This window comes from Brevibacillus sp. HD3.3A, from assembly GCF_013284375.2.
Taxonomy (GTDB): Bacteria; Bacillota; Bacilli; order Brevibacillales; family Brevibacillaceae; genus Brevibacillus; species Brevibacillus parabrevis.
Window position 1 is genome coordinate 2,296,914 of the sequence record NZ_CP085874.1, and the last position, 22,136, is coordinate 2,319,049.

The 22,136-nt window shown below is 52.6% G+C and carries 22 protein-coding genes, 1 riboswitch and 1 other annotated feature; of the genes, 14 read left to right on the forward strand and 8 right to left on the reverse strand.

Annotated elements, in window-relative coordinates; genetic code table 11:
• Positions 1–11 precede the first annotated feature (11 nt).
• From HP435_RS11275 to HP435_RS11290, 4 genes are all read left to right on the forward strand, one after another.
• Positions 12–1,073 (forward strand): HD-GYP domain-containing protein, encoded by a 1,062-nt coding sequence (locus HP435_RS11275; protein ID WP_122965722.1) that lies wholly within the window; start codon positions 12–14, stop codon positions 1,071–1,073.
• A 73-nt stretch (positions 1,074–1,146) separates the two neighbouring features.
• Positions 1,147–1,830 (forward strand): helix-turn-helix domain-containing protein, encoded by a 684-nt coding sequence (locus tag HP435_RS11280; RefSeq protein WP_173600257.1) that lies wholly within the window; start codon positions 1,147–1,149, stop codon positions 1,828–1,830.
• Positions 1,831–1,862: 32 nt separating this feature from the next.
• Positions 1,863–2,720 carry an IS3 family transposase gene (locus HP435_RS11285; protein WP_255679253.1) on the forward strand — a complete coding sequence of 286 codons (858 nt, stop codon included), beginning with the start codon at positions 1,863–1,865 and terminating at the stop codon, positions 2,718–2,720.
• A gap of 225 nt (positions 2,721–2,945) precedes the next feature.
• Positions 2,946–3,815 (forward strand): universal stress protein, encoded by an 870-nt coding sequence (locus tag HP435_RS11290; RefSeq protein ID WP_122965723.1) that lies wholly within the window; start codon positions 2,946–2,948, stop codon positions 3,813–3,815.
• A 2-nt stretch (positions 3,816–3,817) separates the two neighbouring features.
• Here the strand turns inward: HP435_RS11290 and HP435_RS11295 are convergent, their stop codons facing one another.
• Both HP435_RS11295 and HP435_RS11300 read right to left on the reverse strand, forming a co-directional pair.
• Positions 3,818–5,071, reverse strand: coding sequence for an MFS transporter (locus tag HP435_RS11295; protein ID WP_173599197.1), 1,254 nt, complete (start codon positions 5,069–5,071; stop codon positions 3,818–3,820).
• A gap of 61 nt (positions 5,072–5,132) precedes the next feature.
• Complete coding sequence (locus HP435_RS11300; RefSeq protein ID WP_122965725.1) at positions 5,133–5,726, reverse strand: TetR/AcrR family transcriptional regulator; 594 nt, start codon at positions 5,724–5,726, stop codon at positions 5,133–5,135.
• A 153-nt stretch (positions 5,727–5,879) separates the two neighbouring features.
• Here HP435_RS11300 and HP435_RS11305 point away from each other — a divergent pair, with 153 nt between their 5' ends.
• A complete protein-coding gene (locus HP435_RS11305; RefSeq protein ID WP_173599196.1) occupies positions 5,880–6,722 on the forward strand; it encodes a deoxyribonuclease IV in 843 nt (280 codons plus the stop codon).
• 59 nt (positions 6,723–6,781) lie between these two features.
• Positions 6,782–7,183, forward strand: coding sequence for a hypothetical protein (locus HP435_RS11310; protein WP_063227799.1), 402 nt, complete (start codon positions 6,782–6,784; stop codon positions 7,181–7,183).
• A gap of 205 nt (positions 7,184–7,388) precedes the next feature.
• On the opposite strand, the gene HP435_RS11315 is transcribed toward HP435_RS11310, so the two are convergent.
• Complete coding sequence (locus HP435_RS11315) at positions 7,389–8,813, reverse strand: sigma-54 interaction domain-containing protein (RefSeq protein ID WP_122965726.1); 1,425 nt, start codon at positions 8,811–8,813, stop codon at positions 7,389–7,391.
• A 288-nt stretch (positions 8,814–9,101) separates the two neighbouring features.
• On the opposite strand from HP435_RS11315, the gene HP435_RS11320 reads away from it, so the two are divergent.
• From HP435_RS11320 to HP435_RS11345, 6 genes are all read left to right on the forward strand, one after another.
• Entirely contained in the window at positions 9,102–9,767 is a 666-nt protein-coding gene (locus HP435_RS11320; protein WP_122965728.1) for a CoA transferase subunit A, read from the forward strand.
• Positions 9,767–10,429 carry a 3-oxoacid CoA-transferase subunit B gene (locus tag HP435_RS11325; protein ID WP_122965729.1) on the forward strand — a complete coding sequence of 221 codons (663 nt, stop codon included), beginning with the start codon at positions 9,767–9,769 and terminating at the stop codon, positions 10,427–10,429. The genes HP435_RS11320 and HP435_RS11325 overlap by 1 nt, the downstream gene beginning before the upstream one ends.
• Positions 10,430–10,468: 39 nt before the next feature.
• Positions 10,469–11,278: a transporter substrate-binding domain-containing protein gene (locus HP435_RS11330; RefSeq protein ID WP_173599195.1), complete on the forward strand. Its 810-nt coding sequence runs from the start codon at positions 10,469–10,471 to the stop codon at positions 11,276–11,278.
• Between the two features lie 86 nt (positions 11,279–11,364).
• Positions 11,365–12,030, forward strand: coding sequence for an amino acid ABC transporter permease (locus HP435_RS11335; protein WP_063227804.1), 666 nt, complete (start codon positions 11,365–11,367; stop codon positions 12,028–12,030).
• 18 nt (positions 12,031–12,048) lie between these two features.
• Positions 12,049–12,789: an amino acid ABC transporter ATP-binding protein gene (locus HP435_RS11340; protein ID WP_122965731.1), complete on the forward strand. Its 741-nt coding sequence runs from the start codon at positions 12,049–12,051 to the stop codon at positions 12,787–12,789.
• A 33-nt stretch (positions 12,790–12,822) separates the two neighbouring features.
• On the forward strand, positions 12,823–14,010 hold the full coding sequence (locus HP435_RS11345) for a thiolase family protein (RefSeq protein WP_122965732.1): 1,188 nt from the start codon (positions 12,823–12,825) through the stop codon (positions 14,008–14,010).
• Between the two features lie 189 nt (positions 14,011–14,199).
• Here HP435_RS11345 and HP435_RS11350 read toward each other — a convergent pair whose 3' ends face one another.
• The 4 genes from HP435_RS11350 to HP435_RS11365 form a co-directional block, all read right to left on the reverse strand.
• Positions 14,200–15,477, reverse strand: coding sequence for an erythromycin esterase family protein (locus HP435_RS11350; protein WP_173599194.1), 1,278 nt, complete (start codon positions 15,475–15,477; stop codon positions 14,200–14,202).
• Between the two features lie 63 nt (positions 15,478–15,540).
• Positions 15,541–15,909: a hypothetical protein gene (locus HP435_RS11355; RefSeq protein ID WP_122965734.1), complete on the reverse strand. Its 369-nt coding sequence runs from the start codon at positions 15,907–15,909 to the stop codon at positions 15,541–15,543.
• Between the two features lie 172 nt (positions 15,910–16,081).
• On the reverse strand, positions 16,082–17,797 hold the full coding sequence (gene argS, locus HP435_RS11360; RefSeq protein WP_173599193.1) for an arginine--tRNA ligase: 1,716 nt from the start codon (positions 17,795–17,797) through the stop codon (positions 16,082–16,084).
• 76 nt (positions 17,798–17,873) lie between these two features.
• Positions 17,874–18,139 (reverse strand) — a binding site (T-box leader).
• 43 nt (positions 18,140–18,182) lie between these two features.
• Positions 18,183–18,677 (reverse strand): hypothetical protein, encoded by a 495-nt coding sequence (locus HP435_RS11365; RefSeq protein WP_122965890.1) that lies wholly within the window; start codon positions 18,675–18,677, stop codon positions 18,183–18,185.
• 208 nt (positions 18,678–18,885) lie between these two features.
• Here HP435_RS11365 and HP435_RS11370 point away from each other — a divergent pair, with 208 nt between their 5' ends.
• Together HP435_RS11370 and HP435_RS11375 are read left to right on the forward strand one after the other, a co-directional pair.
• Positions 18,886–19,458, forward strand: a complete 573-nt coding sequence (locus HP435_RS11370; protein ID WP_122965891.1) for a sigma-70 family RNA polymerase sigma factor — start codon at positions 18,886–18,888, stop codon at positions 19,456–19,458.
• Positions 19,449–21,617, forward strand: coding sequence for a YcdB/YcdC domain-containing protein (locus tag HP435_RS11375; protein ID WP_173599192.1), 2,169 nt, complete (start codon positions 19,449–19,451; stop codon positions 21,615–21,617). The genes HP435_RS11370 and HP435_RS11375 overlap by 10 nt, the downstream gene beginning before the upstream one ends.
• A gap of 69 nt (positions 21,618–21,686) precedes the next feature.
• On the opposite strand, the gene HP435_RS11380 is transcribed toward HP435_RS11375, so the two are convergent.
• A complete protein-coding gene (locus tag HP435_RS11380; protein WP_083955646.1) occupies positions 21,687–21,794 on the reverse strand; it encodes a YjcZ family sporulation protein in 108 nt (35 codons plus the stop codon).
• A 209-nt stretch (positions 21,795–22,003) separates the two neighbouring features.
• Positions 22,004–22,104, forward strand: a riboswitch (SAM riboswitch).
• The last annotated feature ends 32 nt before the right edge of the window (positions 22,105–22,136 follow it).

Consider the following 22,136-nt stretch of genomic DNA (forward strand, 5'->3'; position numbering starts at 1 on the left):
GGATTGACCCCATGAAATATGTGAGTGTGGATCAAGTCGAGCCTGGAGATGTGCTGGCTCGCAGCATTTATACAAGCGAGGGCTTGACGCTGTTGCAGACGGGCGTGCAGCTGACCGTCGGAATGATTAACAAGTTGCGTCGTTTCGGGGTGACGATGCTCAGTATCAAAGACCCTTTTTTCGACGAGATCAAAGAACAGGAAGTCGTGACAGAGACGACGAGAAAAGATGCGATCCGCAATCTGTCCGGGGCGATTGCATGTGTCCAGTCGGGCAAGCAGTTCGACGTGCGCGGCATCCAAAAGTCGGTCGGAAATATCGTCGAGGAGACGCTGCGCAATCGCAAGGTGCTGCTCAATCTGGGGGAAATTCGCACGACCGACAACGCCCTGTACATCCATTCACTCAATGTTTGCATGATGGCGACGGTCATGGGCGTGGGTCTCGGGTACAACACGACGCAGTTGAAAGAACTGGCGATTGGCGCCCTTTTGCATGACATCGGCAAACTGTCGGTCGACAAGGAAGCGCCTGCCTACAAGAAAAACAACAAGACCAATCATCATACATGGCTAGGGTTTGACATATTGCGCAAAAAACACGAGATGAGCATCGTGTCTGCGCACGTTCCCTTGCAGCACCACGAATGGGTCGACGGGACAGGCGTGCCCCGCGGCCTCAGCGGAGACGAGATTCACGATTTCGCCAAAATCGTCTCGATTTGCAATTACTACGACAATCTCATTTCGCCTTTTTCCGAAGAAGAGGAGACGATGGCGGCCTATGAAGCATGCGAGCAGGTCATGGGATTGGCGGAAAAGCGTTTCGATCACAAAATGGTCGTTCATTTTCTGCGCTCGATTGCCATGTATCCGACCGGAACGTCACTCAAGCTGAGTACAGGCGAAGTCGGCGTCGTCATCGACCAAAACCGCGGCTTGCCAGCCCGCCCTGTCGTCCGGGTCATCCGGCGAGAGCAGCAGGCCAATCGGCGGATGGCAGAGGATCACGAGATTTGCGACATCGATCTCGGCGCAGAGCCTACCATTTTTATTACAGGGGTGATGGAATAGCGCTGATATGCTCCCCTTTGGGTAGACAGTTGAAATAATAAAACTGTCTACCTGTAAGGAGGAGCATTTTTTTATGTCCCATAAAGCAAAAATAGCTGGACCAGAAAAGATCGCAGCTATCGAAAAATATCTCCGTGGAGAAGATTCTCTCAATCATCTAGCAAGCACGCTAGACGTTACCTTTTCCTCCATGAAACAATGGCTTCAAACCTATCAATCATTAGGTCCAGATGGACTGCTCAGTACACCTAAGAACAGGACTTATTCCGCAGAACTGAAGTTATCTGCTGTTGAGGACTATCTAGCTGGCGGTGCTTCTCATATGGAGATATGTAAGCGATATGGCATTAAATCAACCCGCCAACTGCGTAAATGGATTCTAAAGTATAATGGTCATGAGAAGTTGAAATCTTCCGGAGCAGGAGGAACACCAATCATGACAAAAGGACGAGCGACTACTTTCGAAGAAAGAATCGAAATTGTGAAATTCTGCTTAGAACATCAGCATAATCATGCCCAAACAGCCAAAGAATTTCAGGTTTCCTATCAGCAGGTTTACTCATGGACACACAAATACATAAAATTTGGCGTAGATGCGCTTCAGGACAAACGTGGGAAACGAAAATCTGAAAACGAGATGTCTGAGGTGGAGAAGCTACGAGCACAAAATACATTGCTTCAAGCTGAGAATAAAAGAAAGCAAATGGAGATCGATTTTCTAAAAAAGCTAGACGAAATTCAAAGGGGGCGACCCTAAACCAAGTCCGCAATGAACCTATTTATCTTGCCATCCGTAATCTGTACGACAGTAAATCATATGCCATCAGTCAGCTTTGTGAAATCGCAGGGATTCCGCGTTCGTCGTATTATAAGTGGCGAAATAGGAAAGAAACTGAAAACGAGAAATTCAACAAAGGGTTGCTGCCTATGATTAAGCGTGCCTACGAAGAAAAAAAGGGGATTCTTGGTTATCGCCAGATGACCATCAAACTGAATCGACAGTTCCATCTTTCTATCAACTATAAACGCGTATACAGACTCATGGGTATTTTAGAATTGAAATCCGTTTGCCGCAAAAAGAAAAAGAATTACGTTCCGACAACGCCTGAAATCACGGCAGAAAATGTCTTGAGCAGGGATTTCAAATCCGTAGAATTCGGTACAAAGTGGCTCACAGACGTAACGGAAATGAAGTACGGCCTTCAAAGCAAGGCTTATTTGAGTGCGATTCTGGACTTGTCGGATAAAAGTATTGTTTCTTTTGTGATTGGGCACTCGAACAACAATGAGCTTGTGTTTAGAACGTTTGATATTGCCCATCGGGCATATCCTAATGCGAAACCCATCTTTCATAGTGATCGAGGATTTCAATACACGAACAAAATGTTCAAGAAGAAACTAGATGATACGGGAATGACTCAGAGCATGTCGAGGGTAGCTAGGTGTATCGACAATGGTCCAATGGAATCATTCTGGGGAACGTTAAAATCGGAGATGTACTATCTCCAGAAATTCAATACATACGAAGAGCTAGAAGTAGCCATTACGGAATACATACATTACTACAATAATCATCGGTACCAGAAAAGGCTAAACTGTATGACGCCCCTAGAATATAGGCACTATTTACAAAGTTCTGTGGCATAAAAAAGACACCAACCTAGGTTCAGATTGGTGTCTAAGCTTTTTGTTTTTTTCACTGTCTACTTGACAGGGGGCACTTCACGCACAGCCAGTCCTAAGGGTTTTTGGAATGCCAAGATCAGGGAATTCCCCTACATACATAACTAGGGAGCAAGTCTACAATGAAAGCAGGCAAAAAGTCGTAAGAATCGACTTTTTGCGACGAAGAAGAGGAAAGGACGTGTCCTTATGTCCCGTATTCTAGTACCAGTAGATTTTTCTGCACAGTCGATCCAGGCGGTTCGCTTCGCTCTTGCGTACGCCAAAAATAAGCATGAATTGACCTTGCTTCATGCCATTCCTCCATTTCCTTCACGCAATGTCGTAAGAAAGCTCGGACAACAGAGCGTGGAAGATTTTCAATTGGACGAAGCAAAAGAAGATTTGAAAAAGTTCCTCACGATCGTAGAAGAGGCAGGGGTTCCTTACGAGCTGGAAATCGAGTTCGGAGAGCCGCATGAAGTCATCTCCAAGCACGCTACGAACGGCGAGTATGCCGCGATCGTGATGGGGACGCACGGATATGGCCGGATTACCGGATTCTTGCTGCAAAGCGTCAGCTACCCAACCATTCACGATGCGCAGTTGCCTGTGTTCCTCATTGCCGAGGAGACAGATGCCGACAGCTTCCCATGGCAAAAAGTTTTGATCACGGTGGACGGCTCGGAGCAAGCGAAAAACGCGGCGCAAAAAGCAATCGCTTTGAGCGAGGGCATTCCTGGCGTTTCTTACCTGCTCCTGAGTGTCGTCACTCCTCCTGTTGCTTACGCTGGTGTGTACGGTGTAGGCTGGGAAGACACAGCGACTCTGGAAAACTGGGGAAAAGAAACCGTTCGCACTTGCGAAGAAGTGCTGGAAGCAGCGCAAATCCCTTATGAGAGCAAAGTCGTGATTGGCGATCCTGCAACAGCGATTCGTCAAACAGCCGAAGAGGAAAACGTTGGCCTGATCGTACTCGGCCACCATGGCCTGGGCGGCATCGCGGGCACTCTGCTCGGCAGCGTCACCTTCAAAACGATCCACCGCACCAAAACACCGCTGTTGATCGTCAAATCATAAGCTCATTTATGAACTGGCAAGCTGTCCGCACTGCGGGCAGCTTCTTTGCTTTCCAGGGCGGGGGCATCCGAGGCGGTTTCCCACGGAATCCGCGAGCATCCCCAGGCAGCGACGAGGACGATGGCACCTGCGATTACAAACACGCTGATCAGCGAGGTCATCTGCATGAGCGGGCCGGCTGCGAACGAACCGATCATCATCAATCCGACGAGCAGCGGGGTAATCGTTCCGTTTACCCGACCAACGTACGCCTCGTCGACGAACTTGATCATGCGCATCCCGATCACGATTTCCAGAAAAGCCATCCCGATTCCGGTGAAAAAGCGCATGGAAGCTGTCACGACAACCCAGACAGACAAGGCTTCCACCACGATGGAAAGCGCGAAGAAGATCAAGCCGCCCGTGATGACAAAACGGCTGTTCAAGCGTTGCACGGACAAGGAGGCGAATACGCCGCCCACAAGCATGCCCAACCCTTCCAGGGCGACAAACCATTGGACCGATTCTTTCGGCAGCTGGAGCCGCTCCGTGACCAGGAACACTTCGAGCGGGTTGATCAACCCAGAGGCCAGACCGAGGCAGGCAAAGGCAAGCGCAATTCCGCGCAAGGACGGGTGGTTTTTGACGTAGGCGAAACCTGCCTTGATCTCGGAGAAAAGTGTGCCGTTCTGTTCTTCTGGAGCTGTTGCAGCGTTAGGAAGCAGGCTCAAAATGAGCGTGGAGAGCAGAAACAGAGCTGCCATGGCTATCAGCGAAGGGTAGATGCCCCATTGTTCGTAAAAAAAACTGCCGATGACCGGGCCGCCAAGCAAAAAGAGTGCGCTCATGCTTTGCGAGATGGAGACGGCCACTCCGACGTGTTCTTCCGGAATGTGTCTTTTTAACAGCTTGGCAGACGACGGCTGGGAAAACTGGGACACGACTGCCGAGATGAAAGTAGCGAAAAAGACGGCAACCCACATCCCGTGCCAGAGCAAATACACGATCAGCAGCACGGACAAGGCACTTAACAAGTTGCCCGTCATCATCGTCCGCTTCGGATTCCAGCGGTCCGCAAGCGCCCCGCCGATGATCGAAAACAACAAGATCGGCACAAGCTCGATCGCGGTTAACAGCGACACGGCGGTCGGATTGTTGCCGCTCGTTTCCATGACGTAGTACAGCAAAGCCATATTCCTGATCCAAATCCCGATATTTTCCAAAGTATCGGTGACAAAAACGGTCAAAAAGATCCGGTTTCCCCAAATCGATTTCATTTCAACCACTCCCGCAAGAAATTAAACCGAACGTTCGGTCTAAATAAACCTGAAAAAAAAGCTACTTGGCGGCGATACCATGCAGCAAAATATCAATTCCTCTTTTCATCAGGTCAAAAAGGTTTTCTTCGCCCATATTCAAGCCGACATTGATCAGGCCCGTTATGTACCCTTCCAAAATCATCGCCAATTCCCGAGGGTCGCCATCGGCAAATTCCCCGCGCGCGATGCCCTCCTCAAAGATCGGGATGTACAGCGTGTAGGAAGAAGACAGCATCGTCAGGACCTGTTCCATGATGGCTGGATCGGCAAGCTGGCTTCCGGCAAACTCTTCTCCTGCTCGGCGAAGCGGGTGGGACAAAAAGTCTTCCAGCAAAAAAGCAGCCAGGGCATACAGCTTTTCGACAGAGGTGGCGTGCTGTTTTTCTTTTTCTTGCCACAGCCCTGACCATTCCGTGTACTGCTTCTCCAGCAAATACAAAAACAAATATTCCTTGCTTTTGAAGTGGTAGTAAAGGCTTCCTTTGCTCGCACCAGTCGCCTGGCAAATATCTTCAATGGAAGTCGCCAGGTAGCCTTTTTGCGAAAATAGCTCGGTTGCTTTTTCGGCGATATGTTGTTTCGTTTTCTCCCCATCTAGGCGGCGTCTGGACATGATGCAGTAAACTCCTTTTTATAGACTGAACGTTCGGTTTAATAAAAGTGTAGCGGAAATGCGCAAGAAGTGCAAGGGCTGTTTGCCGGAAAGGACGTGTGAGAAAGCAGGAGCCAGGGAAAAATGAAGGGAGCGTACGAGGGGGGAAGAGCGATGCAAATCGGGTGTCACGTCAGCATTCGCAACGGTTACGAAGAGGCTGCCAGAACGGCGCACAAGGAGGGGGGCGCTTCTTTTCAGTTTTTCCCGAAAAACCCGCGCAGTCTGGGAGTCAAGTCGTTTGCTTCCCGCGATGCTGCGGCTTGCCGGGCGTTTTGCGAACAGCACGGCATGCTGGCGATTGCCCATACCGCTTATCTCGTCAATCTGTGTGTCGAGACGGCCGATTTGTACGAGGTAACGGTCGCTTCGGTGCGCAACGATCTGGAGATTGCGGAGGCGTGCGGGGCGCTCGGCGTCGTCGTCCATTTCGGACAGGACAAAGGACCGGATGTGCTTGCCGGATACAGACGCATGATTCAGATGATGAACGAGATTCTCGCTGGCTGGAGCGGACAGGCCAAGCTGCTAATTGAGAACAACGCGGGGCAGGGAAACCGGATGGGCATTACGCTGGAAGAATTGACGCAAGTGCGGCAATTGCTCGCGGAACCAGAAAAGGTCGGGTTTTGTCTCGATACGTGCCACGCGTTTGCCAGCGGGCTGTGGAACGGGGAAAACTGGTGCGAGGTTGCCGAGCGGATGCGCGAGCTGGACTACTTTTCTCATCTGCGCGCGGTGCATTTGAACGATTCGGTCTATCCGAGCGGCTCGTTTCGGGATCGGCACGCCCCAATCGGAAAAGGGATGATTGGTGACGAGGCTTTCGCGGAGTTTCTGCGCACGCCTGAGCTGCACGGCTTGCCGATTGTTCTGGAGACAGCGAGAGGGACAGACGGCGGGCACCGGGAAGAAATCAGACATGTGCGTCAGTTGGCGGGTGAGTGGCAGGCTTGACCATATTGTGATACAGTGTGAAATGATGTGATGTGTGGTCAATGAGGGAGGAGTTACCAATGGCAAAACGGATCAAAGTGACGATTGCTGACTTTGCTTCGCTGAAAGAAGTGTTGAACAACCCTGAGGAGCTGGCGCTTTACGAGACAGCGAACGGGAATACATACGATGCCGATATCCAGCACGACGGGTTCGCTGTCATCGATGTGACAGAGGACGACTATATCGAGCTGGCACCAGGCGAATACCAGCTGATGATCGAGGAATGGACAAACGCGGGACAAATCGGGGATTTGACGCTGCAAACGAAGTCCGATCCGGCTGACGACACAGCTTTGCTCTACCGGAGCGTGGATGCGGCGGGCAATGAAGTGCAAGCGCCGCAATCGCTGCCGAAGCAAGTGGTGGAGCTGGTCGCGAAGACGTGGTTTGGCAAAACCGCCAAGAAAATCGAGGAATAAGTCAGACGAAAAGGTCACAGAAAAGAGCGCTCACGTGTTGAGCGCTTTTTTGCTGTTCCGTGGATGGGCTGCGAACAGCTGACAGCCCGCAGACAACTGTGTAGCTGTGAACGGAATGTCCGGCATGCTTTTTTCGCGAGTGCAAGTGGTCAGCCCTTTTACCAGCGACTTGCAGCAGGTTTCGGCTTGTCCACGGCCGCTTTTCTCAAGCGTCCTCCTCGTCTTCCAAGGCAATCCCGTATTTCTTGATCCGCCGCATCAGCAGCGACTGTGTAATCCCCAAAGCGGCTGCCGTCTTGCGGGTTGTCTTGTGAATGCGCAGCGCCTGCATAATAAACTCCACTTCGATTTTTTCCATGCGCTCCGTCAGGGACAGCGAGCCTAACGTGAGGATGCCTTCCTCCAGCTCGCGAATACTGCGTTGTTCTTCCGGCAAATCGGTGACAGAAATCTCGTCGAGCTTGGAGGTGATGACGATGCGCTCCACCAAGTTTTCCAGCTCGCGCACATTTCCTGGCCAGTCGTACTGGTGCAGCACATCCAGCACATCTGACGTAAACCGCCGCTTCTGGTTATGCTTGGCGTTGAATTTTTGCAGGTTGTGGTGCAAGAGCGGGAAGATGTCGTCTTTGCGCTCGCGCAATGGCGGCACGTTGATCGGCAAAATGTTCAGTCGGTAGTACAGGTCGTGCCGGAACTTGCCGAGGCGCACCAGCTCCTGCAAGTTCGTGTTCGTGGCGGCGATGATGCGGATGTCGGCCGTGTAGGTTTTCGTGCCGCCGATCGGCATGAATGTTTTGTTTTGCAAAAGCAGGAGCAGCTTCGATTGCAGGTGATAGGGCAGCTCGCTGATCTCGTCGAGAAACAGCGTGCCTTTGTCCGCCATTTTGACCAAGCCGATTTTGCCTGAATGGTTGGCTCCGGTAAACGCCCCTTTGTGGTAGCCGAACAGCTCCGACTCGATCAACGTTTCCGGGATGGCACTGCAGTTCACATGGATAAAAGGTCCGGTGCTGCGCTCGCTCAGCTGGTGGATTTGCTCGGCGAGATGGCTTTTGCCCACGCCGGTTTCCCCTGTGATCAGGACAGTCGTATCAGCCAAAGCGACTTTTTTGATCAGCTCCATCAGCGCCAGATAGGAGCGGCTGTTGCCGATCAGCGTCTGCGACGAGCTTTGGTTCGCCTCGCGCTTCATCAGTTGCAGCTCCTCGCTGTAGCGCTTGAGCAGGGCCACGGTTTCTTCGAGCTGCGAGCTGGCCCGCGCCGCTTCTGTGATGTCGCGGGAATGGGCGACGATCAGCTCCGGATTGCCAGCTTCATCGGGGATGATATGCCCCGTCACGAGAAATTTTCCTCTGCTGTTCACCAGCTGGATTGTCGTCGTCGGCTTGCCGGATTCGAGGACGAGACGTGTCACAGACGGGCTGAAAATGCCCATCTCCTCCAGATCCGCCACGTTTTGTCCGATCAATTCTGCTTTGGGCATGCCGCACAAGTTTTCGCTCGCTTTATTCAACCAGAGAGTCGTGCCTTGCGCATCCGAGATGAAAATGCCGTCCGCCAGCGAGTTCAATATGTCGATGAAGCGATCGACAGACGACAGGGCCAAAATCTCCGCATCTTTTTCCATTGGCGATTCGCTCCCCCCATTTTTGAACTGATTGTACAGGATGAAACCGCCCGTTGTATAGTGAGTCGGATTTGAAAAAATGTGAGTCGATATCAATTCGGCGTAAACAAGCCTGTTTTTCTTGATTTCGATTCAAAAGTGAGTCTGATTCGATTCGTCAGAAAAAACATAGTTTCGGCAATTTTCGCTACGATTCAGCATTTACGGCATTGGCACGGGACTTGCTACAACGAAGAAGACGAAAGCGACTTTGCCCAATAATCAAGAGAGATAAGGAATGGCCATGCTATGCTATCAAAACTGGTGACGCGCGACCAAGCAATGGAATGTGTACAAGACGGAGCACGGCTGATGTACGGCGGCTTTGGGACGATCGGTTCTCCGGCCTTGCTGATTGATGCGCTTCTGCAAAAGGGAGTGCGCGACCTGACCTTGATCGGGATTGACGCCGGATACCCCGATGTGGGGATTGGCAAGCTGATCAGCCACGGACGGGTCAAAAAGCTGCTGACGACCCATATCGGCTCCAATCCCGAAGCAGGTCAGCAGATGATGGACGGACGTCTTGCGGTAACATTTTGCCCCCAAGGCATTTTTGCCGAAAAAATTCGCGCCGGGGGCGTGGGCATACCCGGGATTCTCGTCGATGCGCGCATGTGGGGAGAAGCGACAGACGGCCGGGAAGCGGTGCTGTTCGAGGGAAAGCCCTGTTGGATGGAGCCGGCGCTGACGGCGGATGTGGGCATCGTCTACGCGAAACAGGCGGACACGTACGGCAACCTCATCTACGACAAGTCGGCGAGAAATTTGAACCCGCTGGTGGCGATGGCGGCGGAAATCACGATCGCTGAAGTGGAAGAAATCGTTCCGGCAGGCGAGCTGGACCCGGAAAAAATCGTGACGCCAGGCATTTTTGTCGATTACATGGTGAATCGCAGCGGGGGGAACAGCTGATGCGACTGACAATGGATCAACGCAACATGATTGCGCGCCGGGCCGCAAAGGAAATCGTGCCGGGAATGGCCGTGAATCTGGGGATCGGGATTCCCGAGCTGGTCGCTGATTTTATCCCGAACGAGTGGCACGTCATGTTCCATTCTGTGAACGGCATTCTCGGAGTCGGGCCTACGCCGATCCAGGGCGAGGAAGATCAGCATATTTCCAACGCGGGGGGAGCGCCGGTCACCATCGTTCCGGGGGCTTCCTACTTTGACAGCACCGTCGCCTACGGCATGATCCGGCGCCGAAAGCTGGATGTGGCTTTTATCGGGGCGCTGCAAGTAAATCGCCGCGGAGATTTGGCGAACTGGATCGTTCCCGGGACGAGGGTTCACGGGATCGGCGGTGGTGCCGAGCTGGCGTTTTACGCCAAAAAAGTGATTGTGCTGATGAGCCATGTGACGCTTTCCGGGGAGCCGAAAATTCGCAGGGAATGCACGTTTCCGCTGACAGCCAAGGGCTGTGTCGACCTGATTGTCACGGAGCGGGCGGTCATTGAGGTAACGCCAGAAGGGTTGATGCTGACGGAGGTGATGTATCCGTATTCATTGCAGGATGTCATTTACCATACCGGAGCGCCGCTTTTGATTTCCGAACATTTGCAAATGGTGGAGTAATGAAACAGTTTGACAGACATCATAAGGGGGCTAATTACTATGAAAAAATCACTCAAAGCCGTTGCAGGAGTATTGTTTTCCTTGTCACTTCTCGTAGCAGGGTGTGGACAAGAAGCGTCGACTGGCAATACCGGAGGACAAGGCAGCGCAGCTGCGGGTTCCTCGATGACGAAAGAAGCGGGCGTGTTCACTTTCGCGGCTTCCGGTGAATACCAGCCGTTCAGCTATTTCAAAGACGGGCAGTTGACCGGATTCGATATCGAGATCGGCAACGAAATCGCCAAGCGGCTGAATCTTACACCGAAAGCAGTTACATCGCCTTTTTCCGGCATCATTGCCGGGGTAAAAGAAGGGCGTTACGACGCAGCGATTGCCAGTCATGCCATTACAGAAGAACGCAAACAGCAAATTGATTTTGCTGATCCATATTATTTGTCTGGTGGTCAACTGTTCACTCGTCCGGACGGCACAACTTCCACACTGGAAGAGCTGAAAGGCAAGGAAGTTGCGGTTGCCCTGGGCACTACGCACGAAAAAATGGCGCGCGAGTACACCGACAACATCAAGACGTACGACAGCGACGTGACTGCGCTGCGTGCCCTGGAGCAAGGAAAGCACGATGTCGTCATTACCGATAGCGTGGTCGGGGAAATCGCGATTGGCCAAGGCTTGAAGATCAAGAAAAGCGGAGCGCCGCTGTCAGAGGTTCAGCATGGAATTGCCGTGCGCAAAGGAAACACAGAACTCTTGAACAAAATCAACGAGGTGCTGAAGCAAATGCATGAAGACGGCACTTACAAACAGTTGAGCGAAAAGTATTTCCAACGCGATATTAGCAAAAACGAGTAGTTTGACGCATCGGTTCGACTGCCTGTCATCTGCGGGCGCAAAGATGCGGGTGACAGGAACATTTTATCAGCGAGGGGTGGCATCGAGTGCCCAGTATTTCACATTTGACCGAAGAGTTTTTTCGCACACTGCCGTTTTTTTGGAAGCCGCTGCTGCTGACGTTTGAGCTGACGGTTGCTTCCGTCATCGTAGGTTCGATTATCGGGCTGTTCGTCGCCCTGTTGAAAGTGTCCAAGTTCAAGCTTGGGCAAATCATCGCCAACGTGTATATCATGGTCATTCGCGGCACGCCGCTGATTGTGCAAATTTTTGTCCTCTATTTCGGTTTTTACAAGATGATCGATCTCGGTCAATTTTGGTCAGCGGCTTTGGCTCTGGCGATTCACAGCGGGGCGTACATCGCAGAAATTTTCCGCGGCTCCATCCAGTCGATTGACAAGGGCCAGATGGAAGCAGGCTTGTCGCTCGGGATGTCCTCGTCTCAAACGATGCGTAGAATCATTTTGCCACAAGCGATGAAGCGTTCGATTCCGCCGCTCGGCAACCAGTTTATTTTGTCGCTGAAGGAATCGTCGCTGGCGGCATTTATCGCGATGGATGAGCTGTTTTCGCTGGCTCGCCGTCTGTCAGCAGAAACCTTTGACGAGATGACGTACTTTTTGATCGTCGCCTTGTACTATTTGGTGATTGTCATGATTTTCACGTATGTCGTCCATCGGATGGAAAAGCGGTTGGCCAAAGGTGACGTGTAGAGCAAAGGGGCGAAAACAATGGAAGACAAGCAAGTCATGATTCGCGTGCAAAACTTGAAGAAGAGCTTTGGACAGGTAGAAGTGTTGAAAGACGTCACATTAGAGGTGGCAAAAGGCGAGGTCGTCGTCTTGATCGGGGCGAGCGGCTCCGGCAAGAGTACGTTGATTCGCTGCATCAACTTTTTGGAAATCAAGAATGGCGGAGATATCTTGATTGAAGGAAAGAGCATCGATCCGAAAAAGGACGATTTGACCAAAGTGCGGCAAAAGGTCGGCATGGTCTTCCAGCACTTCAATCTGTTCCCGCACAAAACCGTGTTGGAAAACGTCATGGAAGCGCCGCTGATCGCGAAAAAAGCGGACAAGGAGCAAACGAAGCAGGAAGCGTTGCAGCTTTTGCAGAAGGTAGGATTGTCAGAAAAAGCAGACGTCTATCCATCCTCGCTGTCAGGCGGTCAGAAGCAGCGGGTGGCGATCGCCCGTTCGCTGGCGATGAAGCCGGAGATCATGCTGTTTGACGAGCCGACATCCGCGCTCGATCCGGAGCTGGTCGGCGAAGTGCTGGAAACGATGAAGCAGCTCGCCCAGGACGGGATGACGATGATTATTGTGACGCATGAAATGGGATTCGCCAAAGAAGTAGCGGACTGGGTCGCTTTTATGAACCAGGGGAAAATCGTGGAGATGGCGCGCCCGGAAGAAATTTTCAACAATCCGAAAGAAGAGCGGACACGCGAGTTTTTGAATCGGGTTTTGTAAGGTAACGAGGCAACAGCGAAAGGGAGCGTAGCGATGAGAGAAGTAGTCATTGTCGCCGGGGCGCGCAGCGCAGTTGGCGCTTTCGGCAAAAGCTTGCGCGACGTGCCGGCAACGGAGCTGGGACGGCAAGTATTGGAAGGCTTGATGGAAAAGTCCGGCTTTTCCAAGCAGGAAGTCAATGAAGTGATTTTTGGCAACGGTTACGTGCACGGCGGCGGTCTGAACGCGGCCAGGATCAGCTCGCAGCTCGCCGGATTTCCGCGCCAGGTGTACGGGCATGTCGTGATCAAGGCGTGCGGATCGGGCTTGAAGGCGATCACAAGCGGCGCACTCGCGATCATGGCCGGGCAGGAAGATGTCGTCGTTGCCGGCGGCGTGGAAAACATGAGCAATGTCCCGTACTTGGTGAAAAACCGTTGGGGCAGCAAATTCGGCAATTTGACGATGGAAGACGCTCTCTTGGCGGACGGCTTGATCTGTTCTCTGGAAGGCGAGCACATGGGGATCACAGCGGAGCGGCTCGCGCTCCAGTACGGGATTTCCCGCGAAGAGCAGGATCAGTTCGCTTTTGACAGCCATAAAAAAGCCGCAGCCGCCATCGCCGCAGGCAAATTTGCCAGCGAGATCGTGCCGATTGCAATCAAGGAGCGCAAAGGGACGCGCGTCTTTGACCAGGATGAGTCGGTGCGTGCGGATATTAATCTGGACGATTTGGCGAAGCTGAAAAGCGTCTTCCAAAAAGACGGCACGGTTACGGCGGGCAACGCATGTCCGATGAACGACGGAGCAGCAGCCGTCTTGATGATGTCGCGGGAAAAAGCGGAGGAAGCGGGTCTTAAGCCGCTGGTCAAAATCAAGGCGTTTGCCAGCGCAGGAGTGGAGCCGGGCGTAATGGGAATCGGGCCTGTCCCGGCGACGCAAAAAGCGTTGGAAAAAGCAGGTCTGACGCTGGATGACATCGGGCTGATCGAGCTGAACGAGGCGTTCGCCGCACAAGCGCTGTCCGTCATCAAAGGGCTGGAGCTGGACCCGGCGAAGGTCAATGTCAACGGAGGCGCGATCGCACTCGGTCACCCGGTCGGAGCGACAGGCGCCAAGCTGACCGTGACGCTGATGAACGAAATGGTGCGCAGCCGCGTCAAGTACGGCATGGTCACGCTCTGCATGGCAGGCGGAATGGGTCTGTCCGTCATCTATGAAAACATGACGCTGTCTTCGTAAGGCCAAGCATGTAAGCGAAACAAGCACAGCACATAAAAAAGCCCCGTCAGAGAGCCGCTTCGATTTAGCGGCATTCTGGCGGGGCTTTTGTGGTGGTCGGGATCAGCGCTTTGCAGTCTACTCATGTGTGCACATGCGACTGACGTAGAGTCAGGTAGATCAAGCATTCAACGGCTCGCTCGGACGCTGTCACTCTGCGAGCATGACAGAAGGCGTCGCTGTCCGCACGAACACCAGCGCATCAAACGCTTTTGCCGGAACCATTTGCAGCGTGTACATTTTCTCGATGCTGCCATACCAGCTGGCAAACATGTCGCCGATGGCGCTGATTGGCTGGGCGCGATTCACGTAGGCGGAAAAGGCTGTGTCCTGGCGGGTCTTGGCAAAATCCAAAAAGCCATCCGCCATTCCGGTCTTCGCGAACAGAACGGCTAGTCGCTGCTCCCCGCTGTTTTTGACATGGAACAGCTTGCGTTCATTGGTTGACGCGTCTTTGGCCAGAAACGAGCTTTCGTAAAATTCGCTGCCGATCGCGTAATACTGGTCGCCCCACGTTTTCGCCAGATGGGCGCCCATGGAGGCGGTGATGCCAGCCGTCGTCGACGTTTTTTCGATGTGTCCGTTATGTCCGGCGATAAACAGTTGCTGGCGTCCGTAAAATTTCTTTTCAAACGCGAGAATCCAGTTGACCCGGTCGGCCATGAAGCGGTCGCGCGTGCTGCCGTAAGGGACGTTCGTTCCGTGCAAAGTGGCATTTTGCATGATCGATTCGGCATAGGCGACAGCCAGCTCGTAGTCTTTTTCCGAGCTTTTGGCGATGTAGGCGGTTTTGTTTTGCTTGATTCGTTCGAGCATGTGGCGAGTCGAAGCAAGGCTCTCCTTTGCGAGCTTTTCGTCGGACACGGTTTGATCGGTCAGCTTGGCGAGTGCCTTTGCCGATTCAGAAGCAAGCGCAGGGTCGACTTTTTGCAAGTAGGCGAAAAGCCTTGTCTTGTTGTGATCGTAGCGCTGCATGTCAAATCCGTAAAAATGGATTTTTTGGTCGGCAGGCTGCTTTTCATTGTAAGTGCGCATCCAGGACAGCAGATCGGCCATTTCTTGCGTGTTGTAGATGGCGAAGCCGATCGCCTTTGCCGCATCGTTTGCGGTTACATGTCCACCCAAAAGGAAGTCGTTGACCTTCTGGGCGCCGCCAAAATCACCTTCGATGGCAAACACGCGATAGCCTTGCTTCTCGACTACATGCCGGAATACGTCCAGCTTGAGCGTAGTGAACTGCTTGTTTCCGTGCGTAGCTTCGCCAAAGCCGATAATCGTCTTCGCGGGCAGCTCCATTTTCGCTACAGGAACGGCATATTTTTGCAAAGAGCTTTGCAGGGAGCTTGCAGCAGGGGCAGGGGTGTCAAAGCCAGTCAGGACGCTGAGCATGAGCAGCAAGCTTGCGGCGATCAAAACAATTTTTTTCATAACAATCTCACTTTCTTCGGGGCGTTTTTCAAAAAGAATCTGCTTCACAACGGTTGTCTGTCCTCATTCGTGTTGAGCGAGCAGATGTTGTTGCAGCGTAACGGCGATCTCGGTGGGGTTCTCCACCTGCACGACAATTTTCCGGTATTTCGCATGTCCTTCCAAATCAAGCAAAAGCAGATGATTCGTCCGCTCGAAGGAAAGGAAGTACCAATCGTTTCCGTAGAGGAATCTGCCCGCATATGTGCTGGAAAAAGGAATCTCCGTTCCCGGCATGCGCAGCGTTCCCGGCTCGGGAGTAAAGGAATCGACTTGAACATGCTTGATGAATCGATACGGCATGGTAATGCGGTTCTCGAATGCGATCACCGCGCGCCAGCCGCTGAGCGCCAATGTGCACTCCGACGGGCCAAACTGTATCGTTCTGCTCACATCCACTCACCACCGATGACGTTTTTCTTTTTATTATCGCAAAGCATGACAAAAAATGGAACGATTTAGGTGGTGAGATATCGGCAAGCGAGCCGTGGCTGCTGTTTTCCAAAAAGGAAAGCCGGCGTTTCCTGAGAGCAGGAGGCAGCCGGCTTTCGTGATCTTGCGACAGTTACATTTCCTCTGGAGCAGCCAGTCCGAGCAGGCGCAATCCTTCTTTCAGGACAGCGACTACCGCAGCTACGAGCTGGAGGCGGGACGCTTTGACGTCTTCTTCCTCGGCCAAAATGCGCACGTTGGCGTAGAACTTGTTGAACGATTGGGCAAGGTCGATGACGTACTTGCCGATTTGCGACGGATCGAAATTGTCGCTGGCCCGTTCAATCACTTCCGGGAAGCTGTTCAGCAAAGTGATGACTGCCCACGCTTCCTTGCTGTCCAATGCATCTGGTACGAGGCTGGCAGTTGTTTGCGGCTTGTACTCTCCTTTGCGCAGAAGCGAGCAAGCGCGCGCATGCGTGTATTGCACGTACGGCCCTGTCTCGCCTTCAAAGGTGAGCATTTCTTCCCAGGAGAAGTTGATGTCGTTCAGACGGTAGTTTTTCAGGTCGTGGAAAATGACGGCACCGACCCCGACTTGGCGGGAAACTTCGTCCTTGTTCGCGAGGGAAGGATTTTTCTCCTCAATCACTTTTTGCACATCGGCAATCGCCTGCGCCAAAACTTCTTCGAGCAGGACGACTTTTCCTTTACGCGTGGACATTTTCTTGCCGTCTTTGAGCATCATGCCGAACGGGATGTGATGCATGTCGGCGGACCAGGCGTAGCCCATTTTCTCCAATACTTTGTAGAGCTGCTGGAAGTGGAGGCGCTGCTCGTTTCCTACGACGTAGAGCGCTTTTGCGAAGTCGTACGTCTCATGACGGTACAGGGCGGCTGCCAGATCGCGCGTGGCGTACAAAGTAGCGCCGTCCGACTTTTTGATCAGGCATGGCGGCATGTTGTACTCATCGAGACTGACAACCATGGCGCCGTCCGATTCGGTCAGCAAGCCTTTTTCTTCGAGCAGGGTGACGACGCGATCCATTTTGTCGTTGTAGAAAGCTTCCCCGTGCGTGGAGTCGAAGGAGACGTTCATCAGCTCGTAAATTTTCATGAACTCCTTGAGCGATTCGTCGCGGAACCATTTCCACAGATGCTGCGCCTCGGCGTCGCCATCTTCCAGCTTTTTGAACCATTCGCGGCCCTGGTCTTCCAAGGTAGAGTCGTTTTCAACTTCTTCGTGGAAACGCACGTACAGGCTGAGCAGTTCTTTGATCGGCTCCGCTTTGACTTTCTCCTCGTCACCCCACAGGCGATAGGCGACGATCAGCTTGCCGAACTGTGTGCCCCAGTCACCCAAGTGGTTGATGCGCACAGGCTGGTAGCCGCGTTTTTCCATGATGTTCGCAATCGCGTTTCCGATGACGGTCGAACGCAAGTGCCCCATGGAAAACGGCTTGGCGATGTTAGGGGAGGAGAGGTCGATCGGCACTTTGCGGCCTTGGCCTGCTTCACTGCTGCCGTAAGCGCTGCCTTGTGCCAGGATGGTGCCAATGACTTGCTCCGCCACGTTTTGCTGATCGAGAAACAAGTTGACGTAAGGGCCGACTGCTTGTGCCGAGCGCAGCGGCGCACCTTCTATTTTTTCCGCAAGCTCTGTCGCGATCATCGGCGGAGCTTTGCGCAGTGCTTTTGCCAATTGGAAACATGGGAAAGCGATATCTCCCATAGCCGGGTTTGGCGGTGTTTCCAGCATGTTGTACACCGTTTCTTGCGAGAAATCGTTCACACCGAGTCCGGTGAGGGCCGCGGCGATTTTTTCTGCCACTTGATGTTTGTAACTCATGGTAATTCTCCTTTCAGATGGGAAAAGCTTTGGAACGGAACGTTTGAAAAATAAAAAAACCTCTACGTCTCCTGTAAAAAGAGACGAGAGGTTGTGCTCCCGCGGTGCCACTCTTGTTGTTTTTGCCTGCATGATTTGGTTGAGGCAAAAACCGCTTTGCGCTGCTGTAACGGGCAGACCCGGCAAAACCCTACACAATCCAGACGCTTACATCTATAGCGTCAGATGTTCAGGCCGCATCTCCGAGGGGCGCTTCCGCACTTGGTCAGGCATCGGGCTTCCACCATCCCCGATTCGCTACAGCCGTAAGTCCAAGGGTACTGTCCTCATCAACGATTCGCTTGTTTACCTAGCATTATAGCCGTTTTTGGTGCTTTTGTGCAACTTACTCTTCCGGTTTTTTCAAAATCTTGTCGAGTGCCGCGAAATACTCCTGCGTCAGCTTTTCTCTTTCTTCCGCCGTCAAGTTTTCGGCATGCATCCATTGCGCCTTGTACTGCTCCAGTTTTTCCACCATGGCCAGCTCGGCAGCCGCTTCTTCTTCCAGATCGTAATTCTCGGATGGATCAAAAGGGATCAGCCGATTGTCGTTGCCGCTGCGCAGGTAGGAAGAGCGCCAGTTTTCCGGGAAGTGGTAATCCTGATCGCCAAACATCAGACCGAGAACGTCGTCGGAGTCGAGTGGCAAAAAGTGATCGTAATTGTCCCTTCTGCCGCCTTCGGACAGGTTGATATGCGACAAAAAGTAGCGCAAATAGTGTTCACCTGTTTCGGTATGCTTTACGATGGAATATGTTTCAAACTCGGATGTTTCCAGTTCCTTTACCGTCTCTATACAGGACAAAAACTCGTCTTTTTCACAAGCGAGCAAAGTGTTCATCGTCAATCGTTCCTTTCTAGGGGTTAGGTAAGCCTCATGATAGCAAAAGCGTTCCGCTCTGACAACGAACGCAGTGCGCGCAGGTGTCGTCTTTTCCGCTGAAAACAGAGGCCAGGAAAAATAAATCGCGATTTCTGTCACAAAAAGCAGGCTGCTGGATCAAATGGATATCGTTTGCAAGAGGAGGTGAAGCAAAGTGAATGTCAATCTGAATGCCAGTGCAAAGGCTAACGCGGCAGAGCGGTCTTTGCAGCCGACCAAGGATGCGCTGCTGTCGACTTTGATGAATGACTACGGTGACAAAATCGTCCAGCTCGCCTACATGATCGTCAAAGATCGCGGAATCGCGGAAGACATCACACAGGAAGTGTTCCTGAAAGCCTATCGGTCGCTGGATCAGTTTCGCCATGAGAGCAGTTTGAAAACATGGCTGTACCGGATTGCCATCAATGAATCGCGCAAGTATTTGCGATCGTGGTCGTTCCGGCAAATCTTTTCTACGTTTGTCTCCCCGAAAGAAACCGTGCCGGAACAAGTGGCGGAAGGGAACGTGGAATCGTCCGTTTTCAAGCAACTGGACCAGGTACATATCGCCGAGAAAGTCATGATGCTGTCGCCTTTGTATCGAAAGGTCATGGTACTTCATTACTATGAAGATTTGTCAATTAAGGAAGTAGCACAAGTGCTGGATATTTCCGAGGATGCGGTACGGACGCAGCTGCATCGGGCGCGCAAACATTTTCGGGCATTGTGTGAAAAGGAGGGATTGGAATGGAACTAGATCAGGGGCTGCGTGAAGCTGTACGCGAAGCAGGGAAAGCGGCAGCTTCGGAAGTGAAGTTTACCCGGGAAATGGAAGAGAGGATTCGGATGGAGGTCGGGAAGAAAAAGCAGAAAAATCACAAGCAGTTAGTCATGGCGGGATCGCTTGCGGCTTGTCTGGCATTGACCGTGCTAGGGGTGCGAGAGGGCTTTCTGCCGTCCATGTCGCCGCAAAAAAATGGAACGAGCGCAGCGGCGGCGCATCAAACGGACAAAACCGCGGAGCAGGCCGTTTCACCGGAACAAGCGCTGGCTCCGCTGCAAAAGGCAGTCCCTGAGCTTGGCGGTGTCACACTGCGCAAAGGCGAGACGCTGGATGGGATTGCGCTTGTGACCTTGCTGCAAAAGGACAGGGCAATCGGACAAGTCGCGTATGACACCCGGACGGGGCGGATCGAAAGCTACTTGCTGGACGCAAGCAGTGACGGCGAGAAAACAACGATTGCGCCCGCGCAAGCAGAGAAAGTCGCGCAAGCATTTTTGCAGACCGCGCTCGGTGAAGAAGCGAAGGTTTACGCGCATCAGGCGACAGAAGTTTATGCGGATGAGGATTGGCGCAACGGAACGTGGATGAACGTCAGCTATCAGCGGTTGGAAAACGGCAAGCCTGTCCCGTACGATGTCTTGACTGTCCAGGTGGACAAAAAGGAGCGCGTCGCCTTTTTCGGCAGGTTGAACGAGCAGGAGCAGAAGCTGTTTGCCAAATTCGCCGCCTCCGTGACTGAACTGAATCCGTTCCCGGTTGTCTACAACAAACAGCTGACTCGAGATGGCTGGGCGCTGGTTTTGGGCAAAGTGAACGACGAAGGCCAGACAGCGATGGTGAGCGAAATCGGCAACGGGCAAGACATCGATCTGTACCGGATTCAGCGGGACCGCAACGAAGAAGCGCAAAAGCCAAATGAAGCAGAGGCGTTAAAGCAAGCGAAGCAGCTTCTCGGCCGATTGCTTGGAGCTGACAGCGCGAACTATCGCCATGTGGAATCGAATAGCGCGGAAAAATTCATGCGTTATCATAACGGGTTACCTGTCATGGAAGATGTGCTGGATATTGAACTGGGCAGCTCCGGACGTCTTCTGATGTTCAGCAAACCGACGAGAGCGTATTCCCCGTCTTCGTTCCCGGATGCTGCGGAAGCTGTGGCGAAAAGCGCCGCCGAAAACGAGCTGGCCGCAAATATGAAGCTTGTATACGTGCAGCACATGTCCGAAGGGAAGGCGCTGAAACAGCCGACACTGGAATACAGGGCAGCGGTTTCCTTTTTCCAACAAGGAAGGCCGGTTTTCCTTGATTGGTACATTGATGCGCATAGCGGCAAGATCAACTACGGTACGGGAAACAACGGCTTTGCCTACGATCAGCTGCAGCGGGAGCAGCCGCAGGCAGATGCGTTCGAGACACACGAACAGCCTGTCATCGTGCGTACGAAGGAAGAGGCGAAGGCGCTTTTGCAAACGGAATTTGGCGTCAACGTCGAAGGCATGTCCTATCGGGAATCCGTAGATGATCACCAAAAGAACAAATCATTCAACTGGGCAGATAGCAAAGACCGCTGGCATGAAGTGACGATCGACGCGAAGACGAGCCAGGTAGTTGGGTTGCGCGTTCCCCGCACAAATACGCAAGTGACCGTGAAGCGCGAACAGGCCGAGCAGGCAGCCGTGTTCTTTTTGGCCAAATACGCCGATCCGGGCGTAAAAGAAGTGCAGCTTGCACAAGTGATGGAACCTGGCGCAGCCAATCCGGTTTCGTCAGGCAACTGGGTATTCCGCTATGTCATGAGCAAGGATGGGATTCCGGTGTTGGACAAGGGGCCAGATGCCGCTTACGAGGTGTCGGTAGACCCTTCGACCGGGAAGGTAAACAGCTTCCGGAATTGGCGAGAGACTCACAAGTTGATAGAGCTTCCTTCGTCAGCCGAGGTCGTTTCCAAACAAAAGGCTGCCGAGTCGTTTTTGCGCGTCATGCCACTCAGGCTTGTTTACCTGTTAAAAGATCAGGAAAACGATTGGCTGGATCGTCCGAGACTCGCGTACATTCCGTGGAGCGAGGAAGAGCTGGCAAGCAGTTTCATTACCATCGATGCCAAAAGCGGCGAGGCTGTAATCGAGCCGTAAGGACAAGAAAAAGAGGCTATCCCGCAAGCCAGCTGGAAGGCGGGGGGATAGCCTCTTCTTGTCATTTACCTAGCAGTCGTCACACGAACACCCAACAATGACCAGCAGGATAAACAGTACGAGCACCAGTGCGAAGCAGTCTCCAAAGATGCCATTTCCGCAGTAAGATGTACTCACGTTTGTTCCCCCTCCTTTCCGTTATGCTACAGTCTATACACGATCGCACAGATTGGCGTGGGCGGATGCCCGGTAAGCACAAAAATGGGCGCAGTCGGGGAGAAAAGCAGTAAATAATAGACAAATTCTCAATTGACGTAGACAGGACGCGGTGTTAAGATACTGTCAAACATGAAACCTGAAAGTCAAAAATGAATACCATGGTACAACTCTTATCAAGAGAGGCAGAGGGACTGGCCTGATGAAGCCTCGGCAACCGGTTAAAATCCGGTGCCAATTCCAGCAAAGCTACGGCTTTGAAAGATGAGAGGATGGTTCAGGCGCAATTGTATCCGCGGACAA

What these genes read in the sequence shown, in the direction of transcription:
- HP435_RS11375 (WP_173599192.1), top strand. Translation starts at nt 19,449, where the DNA reads ATGGAACTAGATCAGGGGCTGCGTGAAGCTGTACGCGAAGCAGGGAAA.
- HP435_RS11290 (WP_122965723.1), top strand. Translation starts at nt 2,946, where the DNA reads ATGTCCCGTATTCTAGTACCAGTAGATTTTTCTGCACAGTCGATCCAG.
- HP435_RS11365 (WP_122965890.1), bottom strand. Translation starts at nt 18,677, where the DNA reads ATGAACACTTTGCTCGCTTGTGAAAAAGACGAGTTTTTGTCCTGTATA.
- argS (WP_173599193.1), bottom strand. Translation starts at nt 17,797, where the DNA reads ATGAGTTACAAACATCAAGTGGCAGAAAAAATCGCCGCGGCCCTCACC.
- HP435_RS11300 (WP_122965725.1), bottom strand. Translation starts at nt 5,726, where the DNA reads ATGTCCAGACGCCGCCTAGATGGGGAGAAAACGAAACAACATATCGCC.
- HP435_RS11310 (WP_063227799.1), top strand. Translation starts at nt 6,782, where the DNA reads ATGGCAAAACGGATCAAAGTGACGATTGCTGACTTTGCTTCGCTGAAA.
- HP435_RS11325 (WP_122965729.1), top strand. Translation starts at nt 9,767, where the DNA reads ATGCGACTGACAATGGATCAACGCAACATGATTGCGCGCCGGGCCGCA.
- HP435_RS11280 (WP_173600257.1), top strand. Translation starts at nt 1,147, where the DNA reads ATGTCCCATAAAGCAAAAATAGCTGGACCAGAAAAGATCGCAGCTATC.
- HP435_RS11340 (WP_122965731.1), top strand. Translation starts at nt 12,049, where the DNA reads ATGGAAGACAAGCAAGTCATGATTCGCGTGCAAAACTTGAAGAAGAGC.
- HP435_RS11295 (WP_173599197.1), bottom strand. Translation starts at nt 5,071, where the DNA reads ATGAAATCGATTTGGGGAAACCGGATCTTTTTGACCGTTTTTGTCACC.
- HP435_RS11275 (WP_122965722.1), top strand. Translation starts at nt 12, where the DNA reads ATGAAATATGTGAGTGTGGATCAAGTCGAGCCTGGAGATGTGCTGGCT.
- HP435_RS11350 (WP_173599194.1), bottom strand. Translation starts at nt 15,477, where the DNA reads ATGAAAAAAATTGTTTTGATCGCCGCAAGCTTGCTGCTCATGCTCAGC.
- HP435_RS11305 (WP_173599196.1), top strand. Translation starts at nt 5,880, where the DNA reads ATGCAAATCGGGTGTCACGTCAGCATTCGCAACGGTTACGAAGAGGCT.
- HP435_RS11330 (WP_173599195.1), top strand. Translation starts at nt 10,469, where the DNA reads ATGAAAAAATCACTCAAAGCCGTTGCAGGAGTATTGTTTTCCTTGTCA.
- HP435_RS11345 (WP_122965732.1), top strand. Translation starts at nt 12,823, where the DNA reads ATGAGAGAAGTAGTCATTGTCGCCGGGGCGCGCAGCGCAGTTGGCGCT.
- HP435_RS11320 (WP_122965728.1), top strand. Translation starts at nt 9,102, where the DNA reads ATGCTATCAAAACTGGTGACGCGCGACCAAGCAATGGAATGTGTACAA.
- HP435_RS11315 (WP_122965726.1), bottom strand. Translation starts at nt 8,813, where the DNA reads ATGGAAAAAGATGCGGAGATTTTGGCCCTGTCGTCTGTCGATCGCTTC.